Origin of the sequence: Lactobacillus gallinarum (assembly GCF_002160635.1) — a bacterium.
GTDB lineage: Bacteria > Bacillota > Bacilli > Lactobacillales > Lactobacillaceae > Lactobacillus > Lactobacillus gallinarum.
The window spans coordinates 1-20622 of sequence record NZ_NFKZ01000012.1; the positions used below are offsets into that span (position 1 = coordinate 1).

The window sequence follows — 20622 nt, forward strand, 5'->3', positions numbered from 1 at the left end:
CTTCCTTCACCCATAGCGTCACCGCTATCAGCTTGTGGTTCACTACACTTGGCGACAACTACCCGTGGTCTAGACTTTCACTAGACTAGATGAAATGTCATGCCCGACACACAAGAAAAGGGCGTTCGAAAATTCGAACGTCCTTTTTTAAAATTCATTTTATACTAATTGCAATTGCTTGTCTTCTTGGTAAGCAGCATCAATATTTCCACCACCAAGACATTCTTCACCTTGGTACAAAACAAGAGCTTGACCAGGAGTAACTGCACGAGCTGGTTCATCAAAGTAAACGTCAGCAGTATTATCATCTGCATGATACTTAACAGTTACACCAACATCACATTGACGATAGCGGAACTTAGCGCTGCAGTGAAATTCCACATCATGATCTGGCTTGCCAGTAAAGAATGACATATCACTAGCCTTCAAGCGACTTGCGTAAAGAAGCTTACTATCATAGCCCTGTTCTACGATTAATTCGTTCTTCTTTAAGTCCTTACCAACAACAAACCATGGATCCGTTGATTCCTTAGTTGAACCTAAACCTAAACCTTGTCTTTGACCAATAGTGTAGTACATTAAGCCGGCATGTTCACCAACCACTTTGCCATCAGGGGTAACCATCTTACCTGACTTAGCTGGTAAAAATTCGCTCAAGAACTTTCTAAAGTTTCTTTCACCGATAAAACAAATACCAGTAGAATCTTTCTTCTTAGCAGTAGCCAAACCATTAGCTAAGGCAATTTCACGCACTTGAGGTTTAGTTAAGTTAGCAAGTGGGAAAATAACCTTCTTAATCTGATCTTGATTTAATTGACTTAAGAAGTAAGTTTGATCCTTATTCCCATCCTTCGGACGCATCATATGAGTAAGACCATTTGCATCTTTAACAGTTTTAGCATAATGTCCCATTGCAATATAATCAGCATCTAGATCCATCGCAAAATCTAAAAATGACTTGAACTTAATTTGACTATTGCACATTACGTCAGGATTAGGCGTTCTTCCCTTTTTGTACTCATTTAAAAAGTATTCGAAAACACGATGCCAGTATTCTTTTTCAAAATTAATTGAATAGTATGGAATACCAATTTTATCGGCAACTTTCTTTACATCTTCGTAATCTTCAGTAGCGGTACAAACACCAGAATCATCAGTATCATCCCAATTTTTCATGAAAACACCGACAACATCATAGCCTTGTTGTTTGAGTAATAATGCTGATACTGATGAATCTACACCACCACTCATACCTACAACTACTCTAGTCTTGCTATTGTCAACCATTATTCAATCAATCCTTTACCTCAAGCAATATCTTACGCTCTTCAAGATCCTTCAAAATGTAATCTAAAAGATCTACAGTTGGCGCTAATTGCTTGTTTTTAAAAATATTAACCTTTTGCAAACCATTGCGATCAGTAACAACCATCGTTAAATGAGATAAATCCTTATTAACAGTCATCTTTAACTTAGTTGGTGCATTATAAGGTGAATCATTATACAAAGGATGTTCATAATTAAAATTACCCTTAGCAGTCTTCACAAAACCAGCATCAATTAAAGCATAAAGTTTTAACTCTGGATTTAAAGTAAACTTACGTTTATCACCATTAATCACAACTATATTTGCCATATTTTTCCTCACTTATTTATAATAAGTTACTTTCTTTTTAAAAGCAACTATTTTCTTTTAGATTGAATTCTTTGAACAATTTTTACCAGATTTTCAGCAAATGATTCTACTTCTTCATCTGTATTATACCGCCCAAACGAAATACGAATTGATTCATTAATTCGAGGAGAATCTGCACCAAAACATGCAATTAATACATGTGAAGGTTCAAGTGACCCTGCGGTACATGCGGAACCACCTGAGACAGCATAACCGTTTAAATCTAAATTAGTTTGTAATGAAGTAGTAGAAATACCCTTAAACCATAGATTTAAGACATGGTGAGAATATCCAGGACCATGACCACCATTGATTTTATAATCAATCTTATTTTGATCAAGTTGGTTCAAAATAAGATCTTGGAAATGCGCATATTTTGCCTGAAGATCATCATGACCAATATTGGTCAGTTCTTTAACTGCTTCGCCAAAGCCAGCAATACCGGGTACATTTTCAGTTCCAGCACGACGTTTAGTCTCCTGTTCACCGCCTAAAACCAAATTTGGCAAATCAATATCAGAATTCTCATACAAAAATCCTAAGAATTTTGGTCCATTAATTTTATGAGCAGATACTGATAATAAATCAATATTCATTGCTTTGACATCAATATCAATCGTTCCCATGCCTTGAACATTATCAACATGGAAATATGCATTGCTCTCTTTGACCAATTTGCCAATTTCTTTAAGCGGCATAATGGAACCTACTTCATTATTTACGGCCATAATCGATACTAAAATTGTATCTGGCGTTAATTCTTTTTTCAGTTCATCTAAAGAAATATGTCCCGTCTCATCAACATTTAAATATACAACGTTGTAGCCTTCATCTTCTAATCGCTTCATAGGATTTAAAACTGAAGGATGTTCAATTTGCGTGGTAATAATCTTCTTACCAATATTTTTTCGACTGTATGCTGTACCAAAAATGGCAGTATTATTACTTTCTGAGCCACCTGATGTAAAGATAATTTCATTATCTTTAGCATTAATACTTGCGGCAATTTGATGACGAGCTCGATCAATCACATTTCTTGCTTGACGTCCCAACTCATAAGTACTTGATGCATTACCAAAATCATTTTTCATTTCATCAGTAATTACATCAATTACCTTAGGAGACATAGGAGTAGTCGCAGCGTTATCCAAATAAATTTCACGCACGTTAATTCATCTTTTCTACGTAATCACTAATTAATTTAGCAGCCTTAGCTCCAACCTTTTTAACAAATACATCAAAGTCTTCACTTGCACTGCCATCACCATTGTCAGAGATTGCCCGCATTGCAACTAATGGCTTATTAAAAGCATGAGCAACTTGAGCAAAAGCAGCACCTTCCATTTCACAAGCTAATGCATCAGGGAAGTTCTCTTTTATTTCATCCTTTTGCTTAGTTGAAGCTACAAATGAATCTCCAGTAACTACTAATCCTTCACTAAAAGCAACATTTTGCTTTTTAAGATACTCAGCGAATGCAGCTCTTTCTGGTGAATCAAGTACAAATTGAGCTGGTTGTTGTGGGATTTGGCCTTCTACATAATCACCTGCAGCAGTATTATGAGCATCATAATACATGAAGGCATTAGGCAAAACTAAATCTTCTTGATGAATATCCTTATGTAAAGTACCGGCAGAACCAGTCATAAAGATAACATCAATATCTACATTGCTTAACAAACTAGCTAGGTTCATCGCAGCTTGAACTTTACCAATACCACTCAAACCTAAATAAACATCATTTCCGTTAACAGAAAAATGTTCGAATTCAGTTGATCCGAACATTTCTTTTTTTTCTGCGTGGAAATGATTACGATAAAATTCGGCTTCTTCAGCCATTGGAACAATAATCGCAATCTTCATAAATTTCCTCGTTTCAAATTATAAATGAAATAATGCTAAAAGCACTAAAATAATTAAAACAAACACTATCAGAATAGCACTGTTCAGTCTTTTTTTCAGTTTTAAAGACTTTTCTTCGCGCATCTTTTCTTTATCGATAGGCTGCTGTGCTTGATAAAACTCCTCTCCATCGCCTTCCAAAGGACGTCTTCTTTCAGAATCATCCCTTTGAAAATCAGGATTAACATTAACTTCTTCTGTTGCATCATTATCAGTAAAAGCAGATTTAACTTTGTCTACTAAACCTTTTTTCTGTCTTTTACGATAATCAGAACGCTTTTCTGTCATGATTACTTATTACTTTCAGCTTGAGCATTGCGCAATAGCATATTTTCCCAAACAGAAATGGCATAAATTGTCTTAGCATCGACAATTTTTCCTTCTGCTAATAAATTCTTTAATTCATCTAAACTATACCAATCAGAAGTTAAAAATTCATCTGCATCTAATGATCTCTTTTCAGTCAACTTAGTTAACGTATCACAATAGAAAAGATGCATTTTTTCATCACAAAAGCCTGGTGTAGAATAAAATTCACTAACTTTTTCCCAATATTCTGCCTTGTAGCCGCCTTCTTCATTCAATTCACGCTTCATAGCATCAAGAGGACTAGTGTCAGTTGGGTCAACAATTCCAGCTGGAATTTCTAAAGTGACTTGCTTGATAGCTTCACGCCATTGTTTTACCAAAAGCATTTCTTGTTGATCATTAATTGCAATAACACAAGATGCAGGGCGATGCTTAACTATTTCTCTAGTCGCAGTATCGCCATTAGGTAATTTGATTGTTCGAACAGATAAATCCAAGATTCTACCTTGAAAAATCTGTTGCGATGAGATTTCTGTTTCTTCTAAATCCACTAAGTCTCATCCTCCTTTTTTAAGCTAAATATACATTAACACATTGTAGGCCATTTTTTCCTTGAGCTAATTGATATTGTACTCGATCGCCTACTCGTAATGATTTATAGCCTTCTTCCTTAATAGCTTTATAGAAAACGAAGTACGATTTGTGGTTGCGATCGTCTTCAATAAAGCCATAACTGCTTCCTTCATCAAATTGTTTAACAGTACCTAAACGCATTATTTTTCTAATCCTTCTTGTACTGCTTCAGGGTAGTTTGCTTCAACAATTTCTGCACAACGACCACAAAGCACTGGTAACTTAGAATCTGCACCAATATCAGTTCTAATCATTCTACAACGTGGACAAACTTCACCTTCAGCATGCTTAACTACAACAGCAGCATTAGCAAGTTGTTCAGCGTCAGCTGGAGCTGGATCATCTGAAATAGTTAACTTAGAAACAATTAAAATTTCTCTGAAGTCAGCGTCTAATTCATCAAGCATGGCCTTAGTTTCTTTATCTGGGTAAATTGTTACGGCTGCTTCAAATGACTTACCAATCAACTTCTTGTTTCTTGCATCTTCAAGTGCCTTCAAAACATCATCACGCAACTTCATGAATTTAGCCCAGTTTTCAAGCAATTCATCGCGATTTGCATAGTTTTCTACTTTTGGCATATTTGCAAGTTGAACGTAATCTTCGTCTTCCTTCAAGAAGCCCCAAATTTCTTCCATAGTGTGTGGCAAAATTGGAGTCAAAATCTTAGCCAACTTAACTGCAGCATCATAGATAACTGTTTGCATTGAACGACGTGCATGACTGTTTTCAGCTTCAATGTAAAGAACGTCCTTGGCAAAATCAAGATAGAATGCTGAAAGATCATTAGAAATGAAGTTAAAGACCTTCTTGAAGACAGTAGTAAAGTCAAACTTATCGTAAGCTGCTAAGCATTCTTTGATTAAGTCATTTAACTTAACTTCCATGTATTGGTCTACTGAACGAAGATCATCGTAAGCAACACGATTTTTCTTAGGATCAAAGTCGCTAGTATTAGCAAGCATGTAACGGAAAGTATTTCTGATCTTTCTGTAGCTTTCTGCAGATTGTTGCAAGATTCCCATTGAAACAGCAACGTCTGACGTAGTATCAGCTTGAGCTACCCAAAGACGAATAATTTCTGCACCCATTTGCTTGATTACGTCATTAGGTGAAATAACGTTACCAAGTGACTTAGACATCTTGTGGCCCTTATCATCCAAAACGAATCCTTGAGAAAGAACTTGCTTGTATGGAGCTTGACCAGTGACAGCAACTGAAGTAATCAAACTTGAGTTAAACCAACCACGATATTGGTCACTACCTTCAAGGTAAAGATCAGCTGGGTAATGTAAGCCATCACGTTTTTCCATGACACCTGACCATGATGACCCAGAGTCAAACCAAACATCAAGAATATCCTTTTCCTTAGTGAATTCACCATTTGGTGAGTGTTCTGAAGTAAAGCCTTCTGGCAATAATTCCTTAGCAGTATGAGTGTACCAAGCGTTTGAACCTTCTTTTTCGAAGATCTTAGCAACATGTTCAATTGTTTCTGGAGTAACGATTGGTGTGTCATCTTCAGCGTAGAAAATTGGAAGTGGAACACCCCATGCACGTTGACGTGAGATTACCCAGTCACCACGATCTTTAATCATGTTGTAAAGACGAGTCTTACCCCATGAAGGGATGAAGCTCGCTTTTTCAATTTGATCAAGAATTTGATCTCTAAACTTAGCGATTGAAGCAAACCATTGAGTAGTTGCTCTAAAGATAACTGGCTTCTTAGTACGCCAATCGTGTGGGTATGAGTGAGTAAAGACCTTAAGCTTAAGAAGTGCACTAGCATCCTTTAACTTTTCGATCATTAACTTATCTACGTCTTGGTAAAACATGCCCTTAAGTTCAGGTACTTCATCAGTGTAGCAACCGTGAGCATCTACTGGACTGAAGATTGGCAAGTTATATTTTTGACCAACGTTAAAGTCGTCTTCACCAAAGCCAGGTGCAGTATGAACTAAACCAGTACCATCATCCAAAGTTACGTGGAAGCCTTCAATTACAAGACTTTCCTTGTCGTAAATTGGGTGCTTAGCCTTCATGTATTCCATGTCGGCACCCTTAACTGTTTGAACAACCTTATAGTCATCCCAACCGATTTCTTCAGCTACTTTATCAAGCAAGCCAGTAGCAACAACGTAACGTTTATCGCCAACTTGAACTACTGAGTAATCAAACTTAGGATTTACACAGATTGCTTCGTTTGCTGGAATAGTCCAAGGAGTAGTAGTCCAGATTACGAAATAAGTATCCTTAGGATCGATGATGCCTTTACCGTCAGTTACTGGGAAAGCAACGAAAATTGAATTTGCTTCAACATCTTTATATTCAACTTCAGCTTCAGCTAAAGTAGATTCACTTGACCATGACCAGTAAACAGGCTTCTTACCCTTGTAAATGTAACCCTTCTTGTACATTTCACCAAAGACACGAATTTCTTGTGCTTCGAAGTCATGTTGCAAGGTAACATAAGGATGATCCCAATCTGCCATCACACCAAGACGCTTAAAGTCATTCATTTGCTTTTGAATTTGTTCTTCAGCATATTGACGACAAAGTTCACGGTACTTAGCACGATCCATACTCTTACGGTCTACGCCTTTTTTAGCAAGTTGTTGTTCTACTGGAAGACCGTGAGTATCCCAACCTGGTACGTATGGTGCATAGTAACCATTCATGTTCTTGTAGCGAACAATGATATCCTTTGAGATCTTGTTCAAAGCATGTCCCATGTGGATATTACCATTGGCAAATGGAGGGCCATCGTGTAAGTCAAAACGAGGCTTACCTTCATTAAGCTTTAATCTTTGTTCATATAATTTATTTTCACGCCATTGCTTTTGCCATTCTGCTTCACGAACTGGCAAATTACCGCGCATTTTAAATTTAGTTTTACCTAAATTAAGAGTGTCTTTAATTCTCATTAACAAATTCCTTTCTAAAAAAGAAAACCTCGCCCTAATTAGGACGAGGTTAACCGTGGTACCACCTAAATTGAACTTAAAAAAGTTCCACTTAATTTGCGTAACGTGCAAAAAACGTTTAGATCATTCAGACAGCTGATCAACCTTTAGGCTCTTATGCTAATCTTCCACCAACATTAGCTCGCTGAATTGCCCTCAAGTTTTACTGCCAATCTAATTTTTATTTTTTGTAATCATCCGGGAAAACAATTGTTGGACCTGATGAACTCTTAGGTACTTCAGGTTTTAAATTAATTGTCTCATGATGCGGACTATCGCCTATCATTGGCTTAGGAGTAGTTTCTTCTTCATCATCAGAATCATCTGACAACTCCTCATCCAAATCATCAGGTTCTTGAGAAGAGTTTACGTCATTTACATCATCGTTGTCAATATCTTCATCATCGATTGCAGTTTCATTTGCGATTTCTTCTTCTTCACCGATTGGTTCTGCACCATTACCCGGATAAAATCGTTCCGTATGGAAATATTCATCTAAAGCATGCTGCCAAGTTTCATCATTTAAATTATTTATCTCATTTTGGAGCATTGCTTGCATATGACTACGAAATTCGCCTATTTGTTTCTTTAAACGCTTGTAATCATTAGAGATAACTTCTTGCTGTTGTTTTTGATAGCCAACTTCTGTTTGAGCTTCCTTTTTAGCATCATCCAGAATACGTTTGGCTTCTGCTTCTGCATTTTCTTTTAATTGATCTACAGTTTTTTGAGCAGAAATAAGCGACTTCTTCATATTACTATACTCATCTACTTGAGCCTGCATATCTTCTACTTTTTTATTTAAAGATACTACTTCGTTCTTTAAATCTACTACTTGATCAAGTGCATCCCCATAATTATCAACAACATCATCTAAAAAACTATCCACTTCATAGCGATCATATCCATTACGACCTCGATGCTTAAATTCCTTATTATGAATATCCATCGGCGTCAATTTCGTTTCTTTGTCTGCCAAAGTTTTAGCACCACCTTATATTTTCCTTTTCTTGTAGCCGAAACATTTTCAATCAAAACACGCCCAAAATGCCTCAAACTCAAAATATCATTCTCTTTAACCATTATATTAGAATCTGCTATGTCATGCCAATTTAATTTGACTAAATGGTTTTCAATCATTTTTTGAATCTGACCACGACTTTGTTTGCTAATTCCAGATAGTACTGCATCAATTCTCATTGAAGCAACAATTTCTATCTTTTCCGTTGAATCATCCTTCGGCACTAGAACATCTTTAAAAGAAATCTCTCTTAATTTTACTTGTGCTCTTCCAATCCGAGTAACCTGCTCTTCAAAAAAATCCACTAATTCTTTTTTAGCAAAAAATTGCCATTTACCATTTTCATCAGTAATTATATCGCCAAAAGTATCAGTCTCAATTCCAGAATTAGCCAGGGTACCTAAAATCGCACTATGATTAATTTTGATAAATTTTTGTGGATATTCAATTTCATATGGCTGAATTAAATAATCGCTGGGTTGCAAATTAACCCATTCCTCGCTTAAATAAACACGTTTTTTCTCCGCATTCGAATATCCGCCATACTCTTGCATAAAAACATCATTACCCACGATGGTTTTTAGAATTGCTCTTTTACCCGGATCTAAAAAATCGGTTAAAATTGGTTCATGTTTAAAAATTATTTGATTAAAAAGACCAGTAAAATAATCAATTACTGGTCTTTCTTCTTGATTAAAATGTGGGTAAAACTTACTTGCTTGTCGCTTTTGCATTAACCTAACACCCTCAATAAAATATTAAAAATCCAAAATAGAACATAATTCTGTACAAAGTACAAAATGAATAATCCAATAATTGGAGAAATATCAATTCCAGTAGAATAGGCCAACTTAGCAAACGGACCTTTTCTGAACAAGTTCAAGTATGGATTTACAATCTTATCTAAAAAGCGACCAATTACAGAATTACTTAACATTGGTACCCAACTTAAAATTGCATCAATAACAATAAATAGACTGTAAAGCCATAAGATCCAAGTAAGAGCTACGTAAATAAAATGTATTACGTTTAACATTAACTTAAATTATCTTTCTTATCAATTAAGTCACTAATTTTGCCATCTGTCACAAATTTAGGTGGAGTGGCTAAAAAGATCTTGTCACCGATGCGTTGAATTTCACCGTTTAATGCATAAACTGTTCCTGTGATAAAATCAACGATTCGTCGAGCGGAACTATCTTCCATTCTGCTAAAGTTAATTACTACTGCCTTATTATTCAACAAGTTTTGTGCAACATCTTTAGCATCAGAATAAACACGCGGCTCATACAACACAATTTTACTTTTGGCTGAATTTAATCCTGATTTAATCGAAACAACATTGTCTCGACTAACAGAATTCAGAGGTAAGTTTTCATTATCATCTTTGTTTGAAGTAGCATATTCTTCTTTTTCCAATTCATCTTCATCATCATTGGAAATGCCGAAAAATCTACCCAATTTATCAAAAGCCATCTGTATCTACCTCCAAACTAGTTTTCACCACGATGTTTGAAGAATGGAATATCATCACTATCATCACTATCGTCTTGAGCACTAGTTTCAATTTGAGAAATACTATCTTGATCATCATTGCTAAAAGTATCGAAGCTTTCATGATCACCCTTTGGCTCAGCAGGCTTAGTATTTCTTCTTTGATTATCTTGATTATCGTTCAATCCCCAAACACTGGTTGGATCAACCATTGTTTGCTTTGGCTTTTCCGCTTCATGATCCGCATCTGCATTATTAGATGGTTGAACAGTTTGTGGACGGTCAACAGTTTGCTTTTCTGGTTGAACAGTATTATTAGCAACAGGTTCTGCTTCCTTCTTAGGTTGAGCCTTAATTTGGTGGCTACGTCCTGGTAATTGCTTTGATGCGGCTTCTTCGGCTTTAGAATCAATACCAGTAGCAATTACAGTAACTACCACTTCATCACCTAAGTTAGGGTTAATTGATGTACCGAAGATAATGTTGACATCATCACCAGCAGCCTTAGAAACAATTTCTGAAGCATCTTGAGCTTCAAACAAAGTAAGGTCAGGACCACCAGTAATGTTAAGCAATACTTGCTTAGCACCATCAATTGATACTTCAAGAAGTGGTGAAGAAATAGCAAGCTTAGTAGCTTCTACAGTTCTATTTTCACCACTAGCACGACCAATACCCATCAAGGCTGCACCTTGGTTTTCCATAACAGTCTTAACATCAGCAAAGTCTAAGTTTACGTAGTCAGTTGAAGTAATCAAGTCTGAAATACCTTGTACACCTTGCTTCAAGACATTGTCAGCTTCTTTGAAGGCATCCATCATTGGGGTCTTCTTATCAACCATTTCAAGCAAACGATTATTAGCAATAATAACTAAAGTATCAACGTATTGCTTTAATTGGGTAATTCCTTCTGCTGCGTTCTTAGAGCGCTTAGGGCCTTCAAAACTGAATGGGCGTGTAACTACACCAACAGTTAAGGCACCGGTCTCACGAGCAATTTTAGCTACTACAGGAGCTGCACCAGTACCGGTACCACCACCCATACCAGCAGTGATAAAGATCATATCAGCACCCTTAAGTGCATCTTCAATTGTTTGTTCACTTTCTTCAGCAGCCTTTTGGCCTACTTCAGGATGTGAACCAGCACCTAAACCTCTTGTTAACTTAGGCCCTAATTGAATCTTGTTTTCAGCTTTATTACTGTTTAAAGCTTGAACATCAGTGTTTGCTGCAATAAATGAAACACCTTGTACACCGTCATCAATCATTCGGTTAACAGCATTGCCTCCGGCACCGCCAACACCAATAACTTTGATGACAGCATTCTTATTGTCGTCTGAATCGAATGTAAAATCCATTAAATTAACCACCTTTAATCAAAGAATTTCTTAAAGAAACTCTTCAAGCCATTAGATTTTTCTTGATTATTATTTTCTTCGTCCACTGAAGAATCATCTCTTGCGGACATTTTGTTTCTATTATAAGCTTCTTTGGCTTCACTTTCACTAGTAGAAACAGTTCTTTTAGAATTCTTGGAAGTTTTTGGTTGTGAAACTGGTTCTTCAACTACATTTTCACCAAAACCGTAAATTACACTGTTAACAAGATAGTCTACTTCTGACATCTTGTAAGAATAATTTACTATTCCATATGCAGCTGTATAAATTGGGTTGCGCATACCAATTTGATCTGGCTGATAAATACGTGCTTTAACGTTTAAACCATTGGCTGTCAAACTATCAATTCCTTGAAGTAAACTAGTTCCACCAGTGATAACAATACCACCCGGTTGCTTCAAAGCATTATGCTTGGCTAAACCCTTGCCAAGACGAGTTAGAATTTGCTCAAGACGTGCATTAATGATTTCACTCAGGTAAACTTCATCAATCATTTGCTGTCCATTTGAGCCTACACTATTAATTGCAAATTTATCATTCTTAGAAGCAAATTGCGGATCAGCAAAGCCATAATCTAATTTAATTTGTTCAGCATCACGTTTAGAAATACTTAAAACAGCAGAAATATCATTAGTGATATCGCTACCACCTTCCAAATCAATATTAGCGTATTTGATTTGGCCTTCCTTAATTACTGTTGCTGTACTTACTCCACCACCGAGGTCAATAATTACAGAACCGAAAGTCTTTTCACTTTCATTTAATGCAACACTAGAAATTGCCAATGGCGTTGGAACAAAGAAATTGTTGTGATAGCCTGCACGTTCAATTGCTTTTTTAATGTTATGCAAAGAACCTGTTGGAGCTGTTAACAAAATACCAGTTACTCCAAGTGAACGAGCAATCATCTTACGAGGATCATCAACCTCAGTTTTTCCATCAATTAAGAATCGACTAGGCAAAAAAGCAATTGCTTCACGATCATCTTTTGCAGCAGCATGAATCGCAGAGCGAATCGTTCTTTTGACATCTTCATTATTTACTTCTTGTCCTTCTTCACCGACATTAGCAAATCCAGTTGCTGTCTCTAATTGCAACATTCCTACTGGAATTCCGGCTACGACACTATAAATTTTTGCATTAGTCTTTTCTGCCACGCCTTTTAAAGCACGGCTGATAGCTGCTGCAGTCTGATCAATATCAACAATTTGACCATGTCTCATGCCTGAATTGGGCGTAGTAACTGCACCAATGACTTTACCCGAATCTGCCACAACTGCTTTCACGCTTGTGGTTCCTATATCAAGACCCACTAAAAGATTTGAATTCTCCAAAATTAAGCCCCCATTAATATTTGCCTTGAAAAAATTCTAACATAAATAAACAAGTAAAACAGCTACGATACCCCGTAGGCTTTCTTTTCACTTGAAGTTAATGGCCTGCTAAACGCACCTATTTCTAAATCAATTAAGCTATTTTTTCCAGCTTTAACTTTAATTTCGTCATAATATTTTAGTTTGCTCTTTAACGTTACGGTACTGCCAATAATTACATTGCCATCTTTCATAACTAAAATTACTTGTGACTTTCGTCTAGTGTTCCCACTTAATAATTTTACCTGGTTTTGGAATGATTTGGGCAAACTATTAAATAAGTTTAAATCTTCTTTTAAAGAAGTTGCTTTATTATAGCCAACAAAAATAGGTTTATCTTGATCGACTTTTGCCCAAGTAATTGCAGTACTGCCTAACTTGCCATTACTTAAAATCTTACGATAATCATCGCCATCTTTTAAATAGCCTACGGTTTTACGTTCATTAATTTGCAATATGAGCTGGTTAACATGACCTAAATGTGCTTGGGCACTTTCTATTTCAGGATACTTCTTAGATAATTTTTGGCTCAAATCTTTTTGTTGAAACAAATAATCAAAAACCTTATCACTGGCTTTGATCTTAGATGCCTTCACGATTCCTTTAATCGGCAAATCCGAAGCACCAATCACCTTAACCGTACTTATATTGGCCAAGGGAGAAATATAATAGCCTAGCCCAGCAATCGCCAAAACTGAAACTGACATTATTAAACCAAGCCGCCGTCTTAGTGACCGTCGTCTTTCCGCCTGTAAACTAGAAAGTGAGGCAGAAATCTTGGCTTGCGATTTACGACTATTTTTTTGTTGATTGAATTCATGATTCAAATAAGGAGATAATTCCTTTCTTGGATCAATCCTCGTTACTGGTTTCTTTGCCATCTGCCTCACCGGCCTCCTAGCGTGAAATCTCTTCCATCACTTTAATCACTTGATCAGATGCATCAGGTACACCTAATGCCTTTGAAGCCTGACTCATTTCTTTAGCGTATTTTTCATCAAGCAAAATATGATCAATTGAAGAAACAAAATTATTAGGGTTAAGATCATCTTCTGGGATGACCAAGGCTGCGCCAGCCTTCTCTAAATCTAATGCATTCTTCATTTGGTGATTGTGCGTTACATTAGGACTTGGAATCAAAATTACAGGTACACCTAATGCAGTGAACTCTGCAATACTTGTTGCTCCAGATCTTGAAACAACACAAGTCATTTCTGGTAATAAACCGGGCATGTTCTTGATGTATGGCAAAACCTTAATATTATTACCAATATCTACGTTCTCTAACTTCTTTTGAACTGAATCAAAATAGTAAGTACCTGTAGCCCAAATAATTTGGTATGGCTTAGTCTTTAAATTCATTAATGACTTAAGCATAATTCGATTGATAGCTAAAGCACCACGGGAACCACCAAAAACTAAAACAGTTGGCATTTCTGGACTAAGTCCCCACTTCTTCTTTATATCAATCTTTTCTTCATGTAAGCTCAAAACCTGTTGTGATCTTGGATTACCTGTTTTAACTAGCTTCTTTTTTTCAGGGAATTCTTTTGCAGCATCGTCAAAAGTGTAACAAATGCGATCAACATAGTGGCCTAAAAACTTGTTAGCTAAACCAACAACTGAATTGGATTCATGGATCATAGTTGGAATATGCATTTTAGCTGCTTCATAAACCATAGCTCCACTAACATAACCACCTGTACCCAAAACGACATCAGGCTTAAATTCTTTTAAAATCTTCCGTGCACTCTTGGTAGCTTGTAAAAACAATTTAATGGTTTCAAAATTTTTCAACGGATGCTTACGATTAAATCCTTGAATGTTAATTGTTTTGAAATTAACACCAGCTGCAGGAACAATTTTAGATTCCAATCCTTTTTTAGTTCCGACAAATAGAATTTCATCATTTTTGCTAATTCCACGTTCTTTCAAACGTTCAATAATTGCCATAATTGGGTAAATGTGACCACCTGTGCCACCGCCGGTAAATATAACTCTCATTTTATTTAGTCTTCAATTCCTTAATAAATTTTACAAAGTAATCGCCACGATCTTCAAAGGTTCTGAATTGATCCCATGAAGCACAAACTGGTGAGAACAAGATTACATCTCCAGGTTCACTTAACTCATATGCTCTTGGAACAGCTTCTTGAAGAGTATTAACAATTACAATATCTTTAATGCCAGCTTTTCTAGCAGCATCAGCTAATAGATATTTTGTTTCTCCATAAAGAACAATAGATTTAACATGCTTCTTGAACAATGGTACTAAATCATCAAACAAGAATCCTCTATCAAGACCACCTGCAATTAAAACTTCTGGTTCTTTGAATGCAGGAATAGCAACTGTAGCTGCTTCAATATTAGTTGACTTAGAATCATTATAAACCTTGCGTCCATCAAGAGTTGTTACATATTGCAAACGGTGCTTAGCACCAGTGAAAGTACTCAAAACCGCTGCAATATCATCATTATCTGCACCCATAATCTTTGAAATTGCAATTGCAACCAAGCTATTTTGTAAATTATGAATACCTGGTAATTTGATATCTGCAATCTTCATGATCTTTTCATTGTGACTCTCAAGATATTCATCACCAATAAAGTAATCTGCATTAGAATTTGTTTCTGAGAAAGTTTGCATCTTAGCAGGTGTTACTTCTTTTTCTTTAGCTAAAATATCTTTTTGATCAAAGTTAGCAATAAAGTAGTCATCACTATTTTGAGTTCTAGTAACGTTCAACTTAGCATTTACATAATTTTCAAAGGTCTTGTGATAGTCCAAGTGAACATTATTATAAATGTCGACAATAGCAGCCACCTTAGGATCAATATCTGTTACGCCAAGTAATTGGAAACTAGAAATTTCTACTACCAAGATATCATCCTTAGTTGCCTTAGGTACTACTTCAGAAATTGGCACACCAATATTACCTACTGCATAGGCATGATGACCTGATTTTTGTAAATGATGATCCAAAATTCTTTGAGTGAGCATCACAGTGGTAGTTTTACCATTTGAACCTGTGACACAAACATAAGGAGCATCACTACAACTTAAAGCAATTTCAGGCTCTGTAATAATTGGAATATTTAGTTCTTCAGCTTTTTTAACCATTGGATTCTCATATGGAATACCTGGATTTTTAACTAAATAATCAAAATGTTCTTTTTCAAGTAAATCAACTGGGTGATGTCCGCCAATTACATGAACGCCTTTAGCCTTTAGCTCTTGTGCTTTTTCATTTTTATCAAGATCAGCCTTGTCATTCAAGGTTAATTTAGCACCTAATTTTAAAAGTAATTCGCTAACTGCAAATCCACTTTTACCTAAACCTAAAACTAAAATATTCTTATTACTATAAGTTTTAATATCCTTCATTTTTTTATTTTTATCCCCAAATTGCTAAATATAAAATGCTACCTACTAAACCAACAATCCAAAAAACAATGTCTACTTTCCATTCTGACCAGCCTAACATTTCAAAATGATGGTGAATAGGAGTCATCTTAAAAATTCTCTTACCAGTAGTTTGGAAAGAAATAACCTGCATAATTACACTAGCAGTTTCACATACAAATACAATACCCACTAACAAAAGTGACCATGGTCTATTAAGCATAATACTTACTGTAGCAAGACCACCACCTAATGCAAGTGAGCCTGCATCCCCCATGAAGATTTTGGCAGGCTTATGGTTGAAAATAAAGAAAGCAATCAAACCGCCAATTACACTCATACAAAAGGCTAAAATAGCCAAATTCTTTTGTTTAAATGCGATATAAGCATATGTACCATAGGCTACTACAGATAACCCGGTAGCTAAGCCATCCAATCCGTCTGAAAGGTTAACAGCATTAGAAAAGCCAACCAACCAGAAAATAATGAAGATTACAAATAATGCTACGCTATGAACAACTCCAGCAAATGGAATGTATAAACCAAAATTAAAGTGATCGCTTGAAGCAATTAATACAATCACAATGGCAATAATAATTTGTAAAGCAAGTTTTTGCCATGCTCTTAAACCCAAATTTCTTTTGTAATACAGCTTGATTCCATCATCAAGGAAACCAATGATACCGTAACCTAAAAGACTGATTACTAAAATCCAAACAACTTTGTTCAAGCTATGTTGCCATGCAGCAACCCAGATAACAGAAATTACTGCTGCAATAACAAAAATTGTTCCTCCCATTGTAGGAGTTCCTGATTTCTTTTGGTGCCATTTTGGCCCTTCATCACGAATTTCCTGTCCTTCATGATGCGAATGCATAAACTTAATTAACAACGGTAAAAAAATTACCGTCAAAATTAATGAACTAATTAAAGCAACAAAACTTGCTTGCATAATACTCATCCTATGCTACTCCTTTAAATTAACTTTTATTTTTTCTCCAGATTTTAACTCTGCTCCCTTGGCCACACTTTGGCTGGTAACAGTTCCGGTTCCCTTTATGCTTAATTTAATACCTGATACATTAGAGAATTGATGTAAATCATTAAAACTCCACCCCTTCATATCAGGACAATTTATTTTACCTGAGGTATATACAAAGATCTTGTCCCCAGACTCCAATTTCTCACTGCTCTTAATTCCTTGAGCAGTAATTCTATCTTTTTCACCTACTTTAACTAAGTTAAGACCAACTTGCTTAGCTTTAGCTGAAGCTTGAGCAACTGTCATATTCTTGAAATTAGGAACACTAACAGTCGTGGTTGAATTATCACTTTTAGCCATTGTAATAATTCGACTCATCATTGGCTTAAAGATAGAAGCTAAAATCTTTTCAGCTGTCGTCCCAGCCAAATGAGGTTGCTTGATAGTTAGGTAAATACAATATCTAGGATCCTTGGTAGGGTAAACACCGACTACTGAGAAGATGTAGTTGCTATCACCTTTCAAATAGCCACCACCTTTTGGATTAGCTATTTGAGCAGTACCGGTCTTAACAGCAATATCTGCATTGCCCATCTTGTAGGCATTACCAGTACCAGATTGCTTATTAAGCACTCTCTTCATATTGGCCAAAACAACTTTTTTAGTCTTGTTGCTATAAATCTTTGAACCAACTTTTTTGATCTCATAGCCCTTAAGGGTTTTACCGTTAGAATCAGTAATCTTATCAACTAATTGTGGCTTTACCATTTGACCATTATTAGCCAATGAACTGTATGCCTGCATCATTTGCATTACATTAACAGTTACACCCTGACCAAATGCAGTAACGGCTTGATCAACTGGCGTCTTGAATGAAATGAAGCCAGGTTGTTCTCCCGGAAGTGTAATTCCAGTCTTTTGACCAATGTGGAACTTCTTTAAGTACTTATTCCAAGTCTTTGCACCCATCTTTTGTTCCAGCTTAACAAAACCAGTGTTACTTGAATGCTCAAATGCTTGTGAAAATGGAATCGTACCCCAACCAGAAGTCAACCAGTCATGGATAGTTGAACCACCGACATTTACTGATCCTGAACGGAAATATTCATTCGGATTGTAATTGCCACTATTAACTACTGCCGCAAAGGAAAGAACTTTAAACGCAGAACCTGGTTCATAAGTATCTTGAACCAAGATATTACGATATGCTTTGGTTAAACCTTTCTTAGTCTGAGGATTAAATGTTGGACGCTGTGAAGCTGCTAAAATTTTACCAGTCTTCATATCTTCAACAACTGCAGTTATCGAAGTAGGATCATATGCTTTTTGTACATCAGTCATATGTGATTCAAGATAACTTTGCAGTTGTGAATCAAGCGTCAAATATAAGTTATTACCATTTTTAACTGGCTTATATACTTGATTGCCATTAGGCATTTGATATTCTGAAGCATCAACTGAGGAAATTCTGTAACCATCAGTACCGGTTAAAGTCTTGTTGAAGTAAGCCTCAATTCCCATAGTACCAACCAAATTTTGTGCATTGGTCTTTTTATCATATACAGGCTGAGCTAAACCAACAATGTGAGAAGCAAAATTACCATTAGGATAAAGTCTTGATGGCGTAGCTAAGAATTTGATTCCTGGCAACTTCATAGCTTCAATCTTTTTCTTCTGCTTACTCGTTAATCCACTACCTGCTGTACCAAATTGAACCTGGAAAGCCTTCTGCTTGGGATTCAAATAGCGATAAATTTTATCTGCCGACATCGGCAAAACTGTAGCCAACTTTTCAGCTGTTTCAGACTTATTCACAACATATTCTGGCTTATTCTTGTAGTTGATCGATGACTTATCCAAAATCGCGTAAATAGTATATAAATGTGAGTCTTCCGCAATTGCTAATCCATTCCGATCATATATCGTACCACGTGTTGCTTTAATAACTTGATTACGCTTATAAAGCTGCTTGGTACGTGCGGATAAGTTCTGCCCATTAACTGTTTTGGATATACCTATATATAAAAATCTAGCTGTAAATACAAGAAAAACCAAAGCCACAGCTACTTGGAGAACTCTCCCCACTGTGAAGCGGTAGCTGTGAGCTTTGGATTTTTGTAATTTTAAATTACTATTTTTTTTCATTAGCGAATTGTCCTAATATTTTTATTAATCAGAGTTAATCCTTTTTCACGCGCAATCTTGTTTAAGCGTGAAGTAGAAGTTAACTCACCAATTTCTTGACGTAAATCGGTGATCCTATTCTGTTCCTTAGCAACTGTCTGCTGAGTTTGACTTAGCTCATGTTGAGCCGAAGTTGCAGAAATACTAGAAGAAACCAAGAAGATCATCATTCCCAAGGTGACGATACTTCCTATTGCTAGTAAAGTCTTTTCTAAAATATTGTAAGGAACTTTATGCGGATCAAGGGTAATTCGTTGACGTTTCTGCGAACCATTCTGTTTTCTAGGTTCATATTCAATTTTTCTTGCTGAGCTATCAGCCATAGCATTTTCCTCTTTATAACTTCTCTGCAACCCGTAGTTTTGCACTGTGTGAGCGGTTGTTGTTTTCTAACTCGGAAGTTGAAGCAGTAATCGGTTTGCGATTTACCAAACGAAGTGTTGGTTTCATATCGTCTGGCACAAAGGGCATTCCTCTTGGAACCTCAACCTCTGAATACTTCTTAAAAATCTTTTTAACGATTTTATCTTCATGGGACTGAAAGGTAATCACGCTAAGTCTGCCACCAGGTCTTAAAATCTTAATAGCTTCTTCAAGTGAAGCCTGTAAAACATCAAGTTCGTGATTAACAGCAACTCGTAAAGCTTGAAAGCTTTTCTTAGCTGGATGTCCTCCAGTCCTTCGTGCATACGCGGGAATCGCCTCTTTAATAATGTCAACCAATTCAAAGGTTGTCACAATTGGCTTATCCTTACGTCTTTCTACGATCCTATGAGCAATCTGCCGGGAGAATTTTTCATCTCCATATTGATATAAAATATCTGCTAGCTCTTTTTGACTTAAGGTATTAACTAACTGATATGCATCCGTATCTTGACTTTGATCCATTCTCATATCTAACCTTGCATTATAACGATATGAGAAGCCACGATCAGCTTGATCAAACTGAGGTGATGAAACACCTAAATCGTAATATATGCCATCTATTCCATCTGCGTAACCCAGCTTAACTAGATCCTGCTCCAGATTACTAAAGTTGTCATGTACTAATTTCAATTTAGGTTCACTATCTGGCTGCAATAAATCAGCGAAGTTCAACTCTGCCGATTTTATCGCATATTCATCTTGGTCAAAACCGACTAACGTACCAGTTTCAATTTTACTTAACAAATACTTGGCATGCCCACCGCCGCCAAAAGTTGCATCTACATAAAGACCACCGTTTTTTGGTTTTAAATTATCTATAGTTTCGTGTAAGAGTACACTGGTGTGTTTGAATTTCATAG

21 protein-coding genes are annotated in these 20622 nt (G+C 36.2%); all 21 read right to left on the bottom strand.

Going from position 1 to position 20622, the window contains the following annotated elements; genetic code table 11:
- Window positions 1-159: 159 nt before the first annotated feature.
- Entirely contained in the window at window positions 160-1287 is a 1128-nt protein-coding gene (gene mnmA, locus B5E95_RS05585; RefSeq protein WP_025005038.1) for a tRNA 2-thiouridine(34) synthase MnmA, read from the bottom strand.
- 7 nt (window positions 1288-1294) lie between these two features.
- Entirely contained in the window at window positions 1295-1636 is a 342-nt protein-coding gene (locus B5E95_RS05590; RefSeq protein WP_025005039.1) for a DUF1831 domain-containing protein, read from the bottom strand.
- Between the two features lie 47 nt (window positions 1637-1683).
- Entirely contained in the window at window positions 1684-2841 is a 1158-nt protein-coding gene (locus B5E95_RS05595; RefSeq protein WP_087235776.1) for a cysteine desulfurase family protein, read from the bottom strand.
- 1 nt (window position 2842) lies between these two features.
- Window positions 2843-3538, bottom strand: coding sequence for a 5'-methylthioadenosine/adenosylhomocysteine nucleosidase (locus B5E95_RS05600; RefSeq protein ID WP_087235777.1), 696 nt, complete (start codon window positions 3536-3538; stop codon window positions 2843-2845).
- An 18-nt stretch (window positions 3539-3556) separates the two neighbouring features.
- Window positions 3557-3865, bottom strand: coding sequence for a hypothetical protein (locus B5E95_RS05605; protein ID WP_087235778.1), 309 nt, complete (start codon window positions 3863-3865; stop codon window positions 3557-3559).
- 2 nt (window positions 3866-3867) lie between these two features.
- Window positions 3868-4437, bottom strand: coding sequence for an NUDIX hydrolase (locus B5E95_RS05610; RefSeq protein WP_087175795.1), 570 nt, complete (start codon window positions 4435-4437; stop codon window positions 3868-3870).
- 19 nt (window positions 4438-4456) lie between these two features.
- Entirely contained in the window at window positions 4457-4660 is a 204-nt protein-coding gene (locus B5E95_RS05615; protein WP_003627651.1) for a cold-shock protein, read from the bottom strand.
- Entirely contained in the window at window positions 4660-7443 is a 2784-nt protein-coding gene (gene ileS / locus B5E95_RS05620) for an isoleucine--tRNA ligase (protein ID WP_087235779.1), read from the bottom strand. The genes B5E95_RS05615 and ileS overlap by 1 nt, the downstream gene beginning before the upstream one ends.
- Before the next feature lie 220 nt (window positions 7444-7663).
- Window positions 7664-8461: a DivIVA domain-containing protein gene (locus B5E95_RS05625; protein ID WP_087235780.1), complete on the bottom strand. Its 798-nt coding sequence runs from the start codon at window positions 8459-8461 to the stop codon at window positions 7664-7666.
- Window positions 8437-9237, bottom strand: coding sequence for a YlmH family RNA-binding protein (locus tag B5E95_RS05630; RefSeq protein ID WP_087175792.1), 801 nt, complete (start codon window positions 9235-9237; stop codon window positions 8437-8439). The genes B5E95_RS05625 and B5E95_RS05630 overlap by 25 nt, the downstream gene beginning before the upstream one ends.
- On the bottom strand, window positions 9237-9539 hold the full coding sequence (locus B5E95_RS05635; protein ID WP_087175791.1) for a YggT family protein: 303 nt from the start codon (window positions 9537-9539) through the stop codon (window positions 9237-9239). Before B5E95_RS05635 ends, B5E95_RS05630 begins: the two co-directional genes overlap by 1 nt.
- Window positions 9539-9979 carry a cell division protein SepF gene (locus B5E95_RS05640; protein WP_025005048.1) on the bottom strand — a complete coding sequence of 147 codons (441 nt, stop codon included), beginning with the start codon at window positions 9977-9979 and terminating at the stop codon, window positions 9539-9541. The genes B5E95_RS05635 and B5E95_RS05640 overlap by 1 nt, the downstream gene beginning before the upstream one ends.
- A 17-nt stretch (window positions 9980-9996) precedes the next feature.
- Entirely contained in the window at window positions 9997-11355 is a 1359-nt protein-coding gene (gene ftsZ / locus B5E95_RS05645) for a cell division protein FtsZ (RefSeq protein WP_087235781.1), read from the bottom strand.
- A 14-nt stretch (window positions 11356-11369) separates the two neighbouring features.
- On the bottom strand, window positions 11370-12728 hold the full coding sequence (gene ftsA, locus B5E95_RS05650; RefSeq protein ID WP_025005049.1) for a cell division protein FtsA: 1359 nt from the start codon (window positions 12726-12728) through the stop codon (window positions 11370-11372).
- A gap of 62 nt (window positions 12729-12790) precedes the next feature.
- A complete protein-coding gene (locus tag B5E95_RS05655; protein WP_025005050.1) occupies window positions 12791-13648 on the bottom strand; it encodes a cell division protein FtsQ/DivIB in 858 nt (285 codons plus the stop codon).
- A 16-nt stretch (window positions 13649-13664) separates the two neighbouring features.
- Window positions 13665-14771 (bottom strand): undecaprenyldiphospho-muramoylpentapeptide beta-N-acetylglucosaminyltransferase, encoded by a 1107-nt coding sequence (murG, locus tag B5E95_RS05660; RefSeq protein ID WP_087235782.1) that lies wholly within the window; start codon window positions 14769-14771, stop codon window positions 13665-13667.
- A gap of 1 nt (window position 14772) precedes the next feature.
- Window positions 14773-16152 (bottom strand): UDP-N-acetylmuramoyl-L-alanine--D-glutamate ligase, encoded by a 1380-nt coding sequence (gene murD, locus B5E95_RS05665; protein ID WP_087175787.1) that lies wholly within the window; start codon window positions 16150-16152, stop codon window positions 14773-14775.
- 10 nt (window positions 16153-16162) lie between these two features.
- Window positions 16163-17131, bottom strand: a complete 969-nt coding sequence (gene mraY, locus B5E95_RS05670) for a phospho-N-acetylmuramoyl-pentapeptide-transferase (RefSeq protein WP_025005053.1) — start codon at window positions 17129-17131, stop codon at window positions 16163-16165.
- A gap of 6 nt (window positions 17132-17137) precedes the next feature.
- Window positions 17138-19297 (bottom strand): penicillin-binding protein, encoded by a 2160-nt coding sequence (locus B5E95_RS05675; RefSeq protein ID WP_087175786.1) that lies wholly within the window; start codon window positions 19295-19297, stop codon window positions 17138-17140.
- Window positions 19297-19659: a cell division protein FtsL gene (ftsL, locus tag B5E95_RS05680; RefSeq protein ID WP_087175785.1), complete on the bottom strand. Its 363-nt coding sequence runs from the start codon at window positions 19657-19659 to the stop codon at window positions 19297-19299. The genes B5E95_RS05675 and ftsL overlap by 1 nt, the downstream gene beginning before the upstream one ends.
- 13 nt (window positions 19660-19672) lie before the next feature.
- Window positions 19673-20620, bottom strand: coding sequence for a 16S rRNA (cytosine(1402)-N(4))-methyltransferase RsmH (gene rsmH / locus B5E95_RS05685; RefSeq protein ID WP_087175853.1), 948 nt, complete (start codon window positions 20618-20620; stop codon window positions 19673-19675).
- Window positions 20621-20622: the final 2 nt, after the last annotated feature.

Bases quoted from the DNA above. Each gene is read 5' to 3' on its own strand.
- mnmA (WP_025005038.1), bottom strand. From the start codon at position 1,287: ATGGTTGACAATAGCAAGACTAGAGTAGTTGTAGGTATGAGTGGTGGT.
- B5E95_RS05590 (WP_025005039.1), bottom strand. From the start codon at position 1,636: ATGGCAAATATAGTTGTGATTAATGGTGATAAACGTAAGTTTACTTTA.
- B5E95_RS05600 (WP_087235777.1), bottom strand. From the start codon at position 3,538: ATGAAGATTGCGATTATTGTTCCAATGGCTGAAGAAGCCGAATTTTAT.
- B5E95_RS05605 (WP_087235778.1), bottom strand. From the start codon at position 3,865: ATGACAGAAAAGCGTTCTGATTATCGTAAAAGACAGAAAAAAGGTTTA.
- B5E95_RS05615 (WP_003627651.1), bottom strand. From the start codon at position 4,660: ATGCGTTTAGGTACTGTTAAACAATTTGATGAAGGAAGCAGTTATGGC.
- ileS (WP_087235779.1), bottom strand. From the start codon at position 7,443: ATGAGAATTAAAGACACTCTTAATTTAGGTAAAACTAAATTTAAAATG.
- B5E95_RS05630 (WP_087175792.1), bottom strand. From the start codon at position 9,237: ATGCAAAAGCGACAAGCAAGTAAGTTTTACCCACATTTTAATCAAGAA.
- B5E95_RS05635 (WP_087175791.1), bottom strand. From the start codon at position 9,539: ATGTTAAACGTAATACATTTTATTTACGTAGCTCTTACTTGGATCTTA.
- B5E95_RS05640 (WP_025005048.1), bottom strand. From the start codon at position 9,979: ATGGCTTTTGATAAATTGGGTAGATTTTTCGGCATTTCCAATGATGAT.
- ftsZ (WP_087235781.1), bottom strand. From the start codon at position 11,355: ATGGATTTTACATTCGATTCAGACGACAATAAGAATGCTGTCATCAAA.
- B5E95_RS05655 (WP_025005050.1), bottom strand. From the start codon at position 13,648: ATGGCAAAGAAACCAGTAACGAGGATTGATCCAAGAAAGGAATTATCT.
- murG (WP_087235782.1), bottom strand. From the start codon at position 14,771: ATGAGAGTTATATTTACCGGCGGTGGCACAGGTGGTCACATTTACCCA.
- murD (WP_087175787.1), bottom strand. From the start codon at position 16,152: ATGAAGGATATTAAAACTTATAGTAATAAGAATATTTTAGTTTTAGGT.
- mraY (WP_025005053.1), bottom strand. From the start codon at position 17,131: ATGAGTATTATGCAAGCAAGTTTTGTTGCTTTAATTAGTTCATTAATT.
- B5E95_RS05675 (WP_087175786.1), bottom strand. From the start codon at position 19,297: ATGAAAAAAAATAGTAATTTAAAATTACAAAAATCCAAAGCTCACAGC.
- ftsL (WP_087175785.1), bottom strand. From the start codon at position 19,659: ATGGCTGATAGCTCAGCAAGAAAAATTGAATATGAACCTAGAAAACAG.
- rsmH (WP_087175853.1), bottom strand. From the start codon at position 20,620: ATGAAATTCAAACACACCAGTGTACTCTTACACGAAACTATAGATAAT.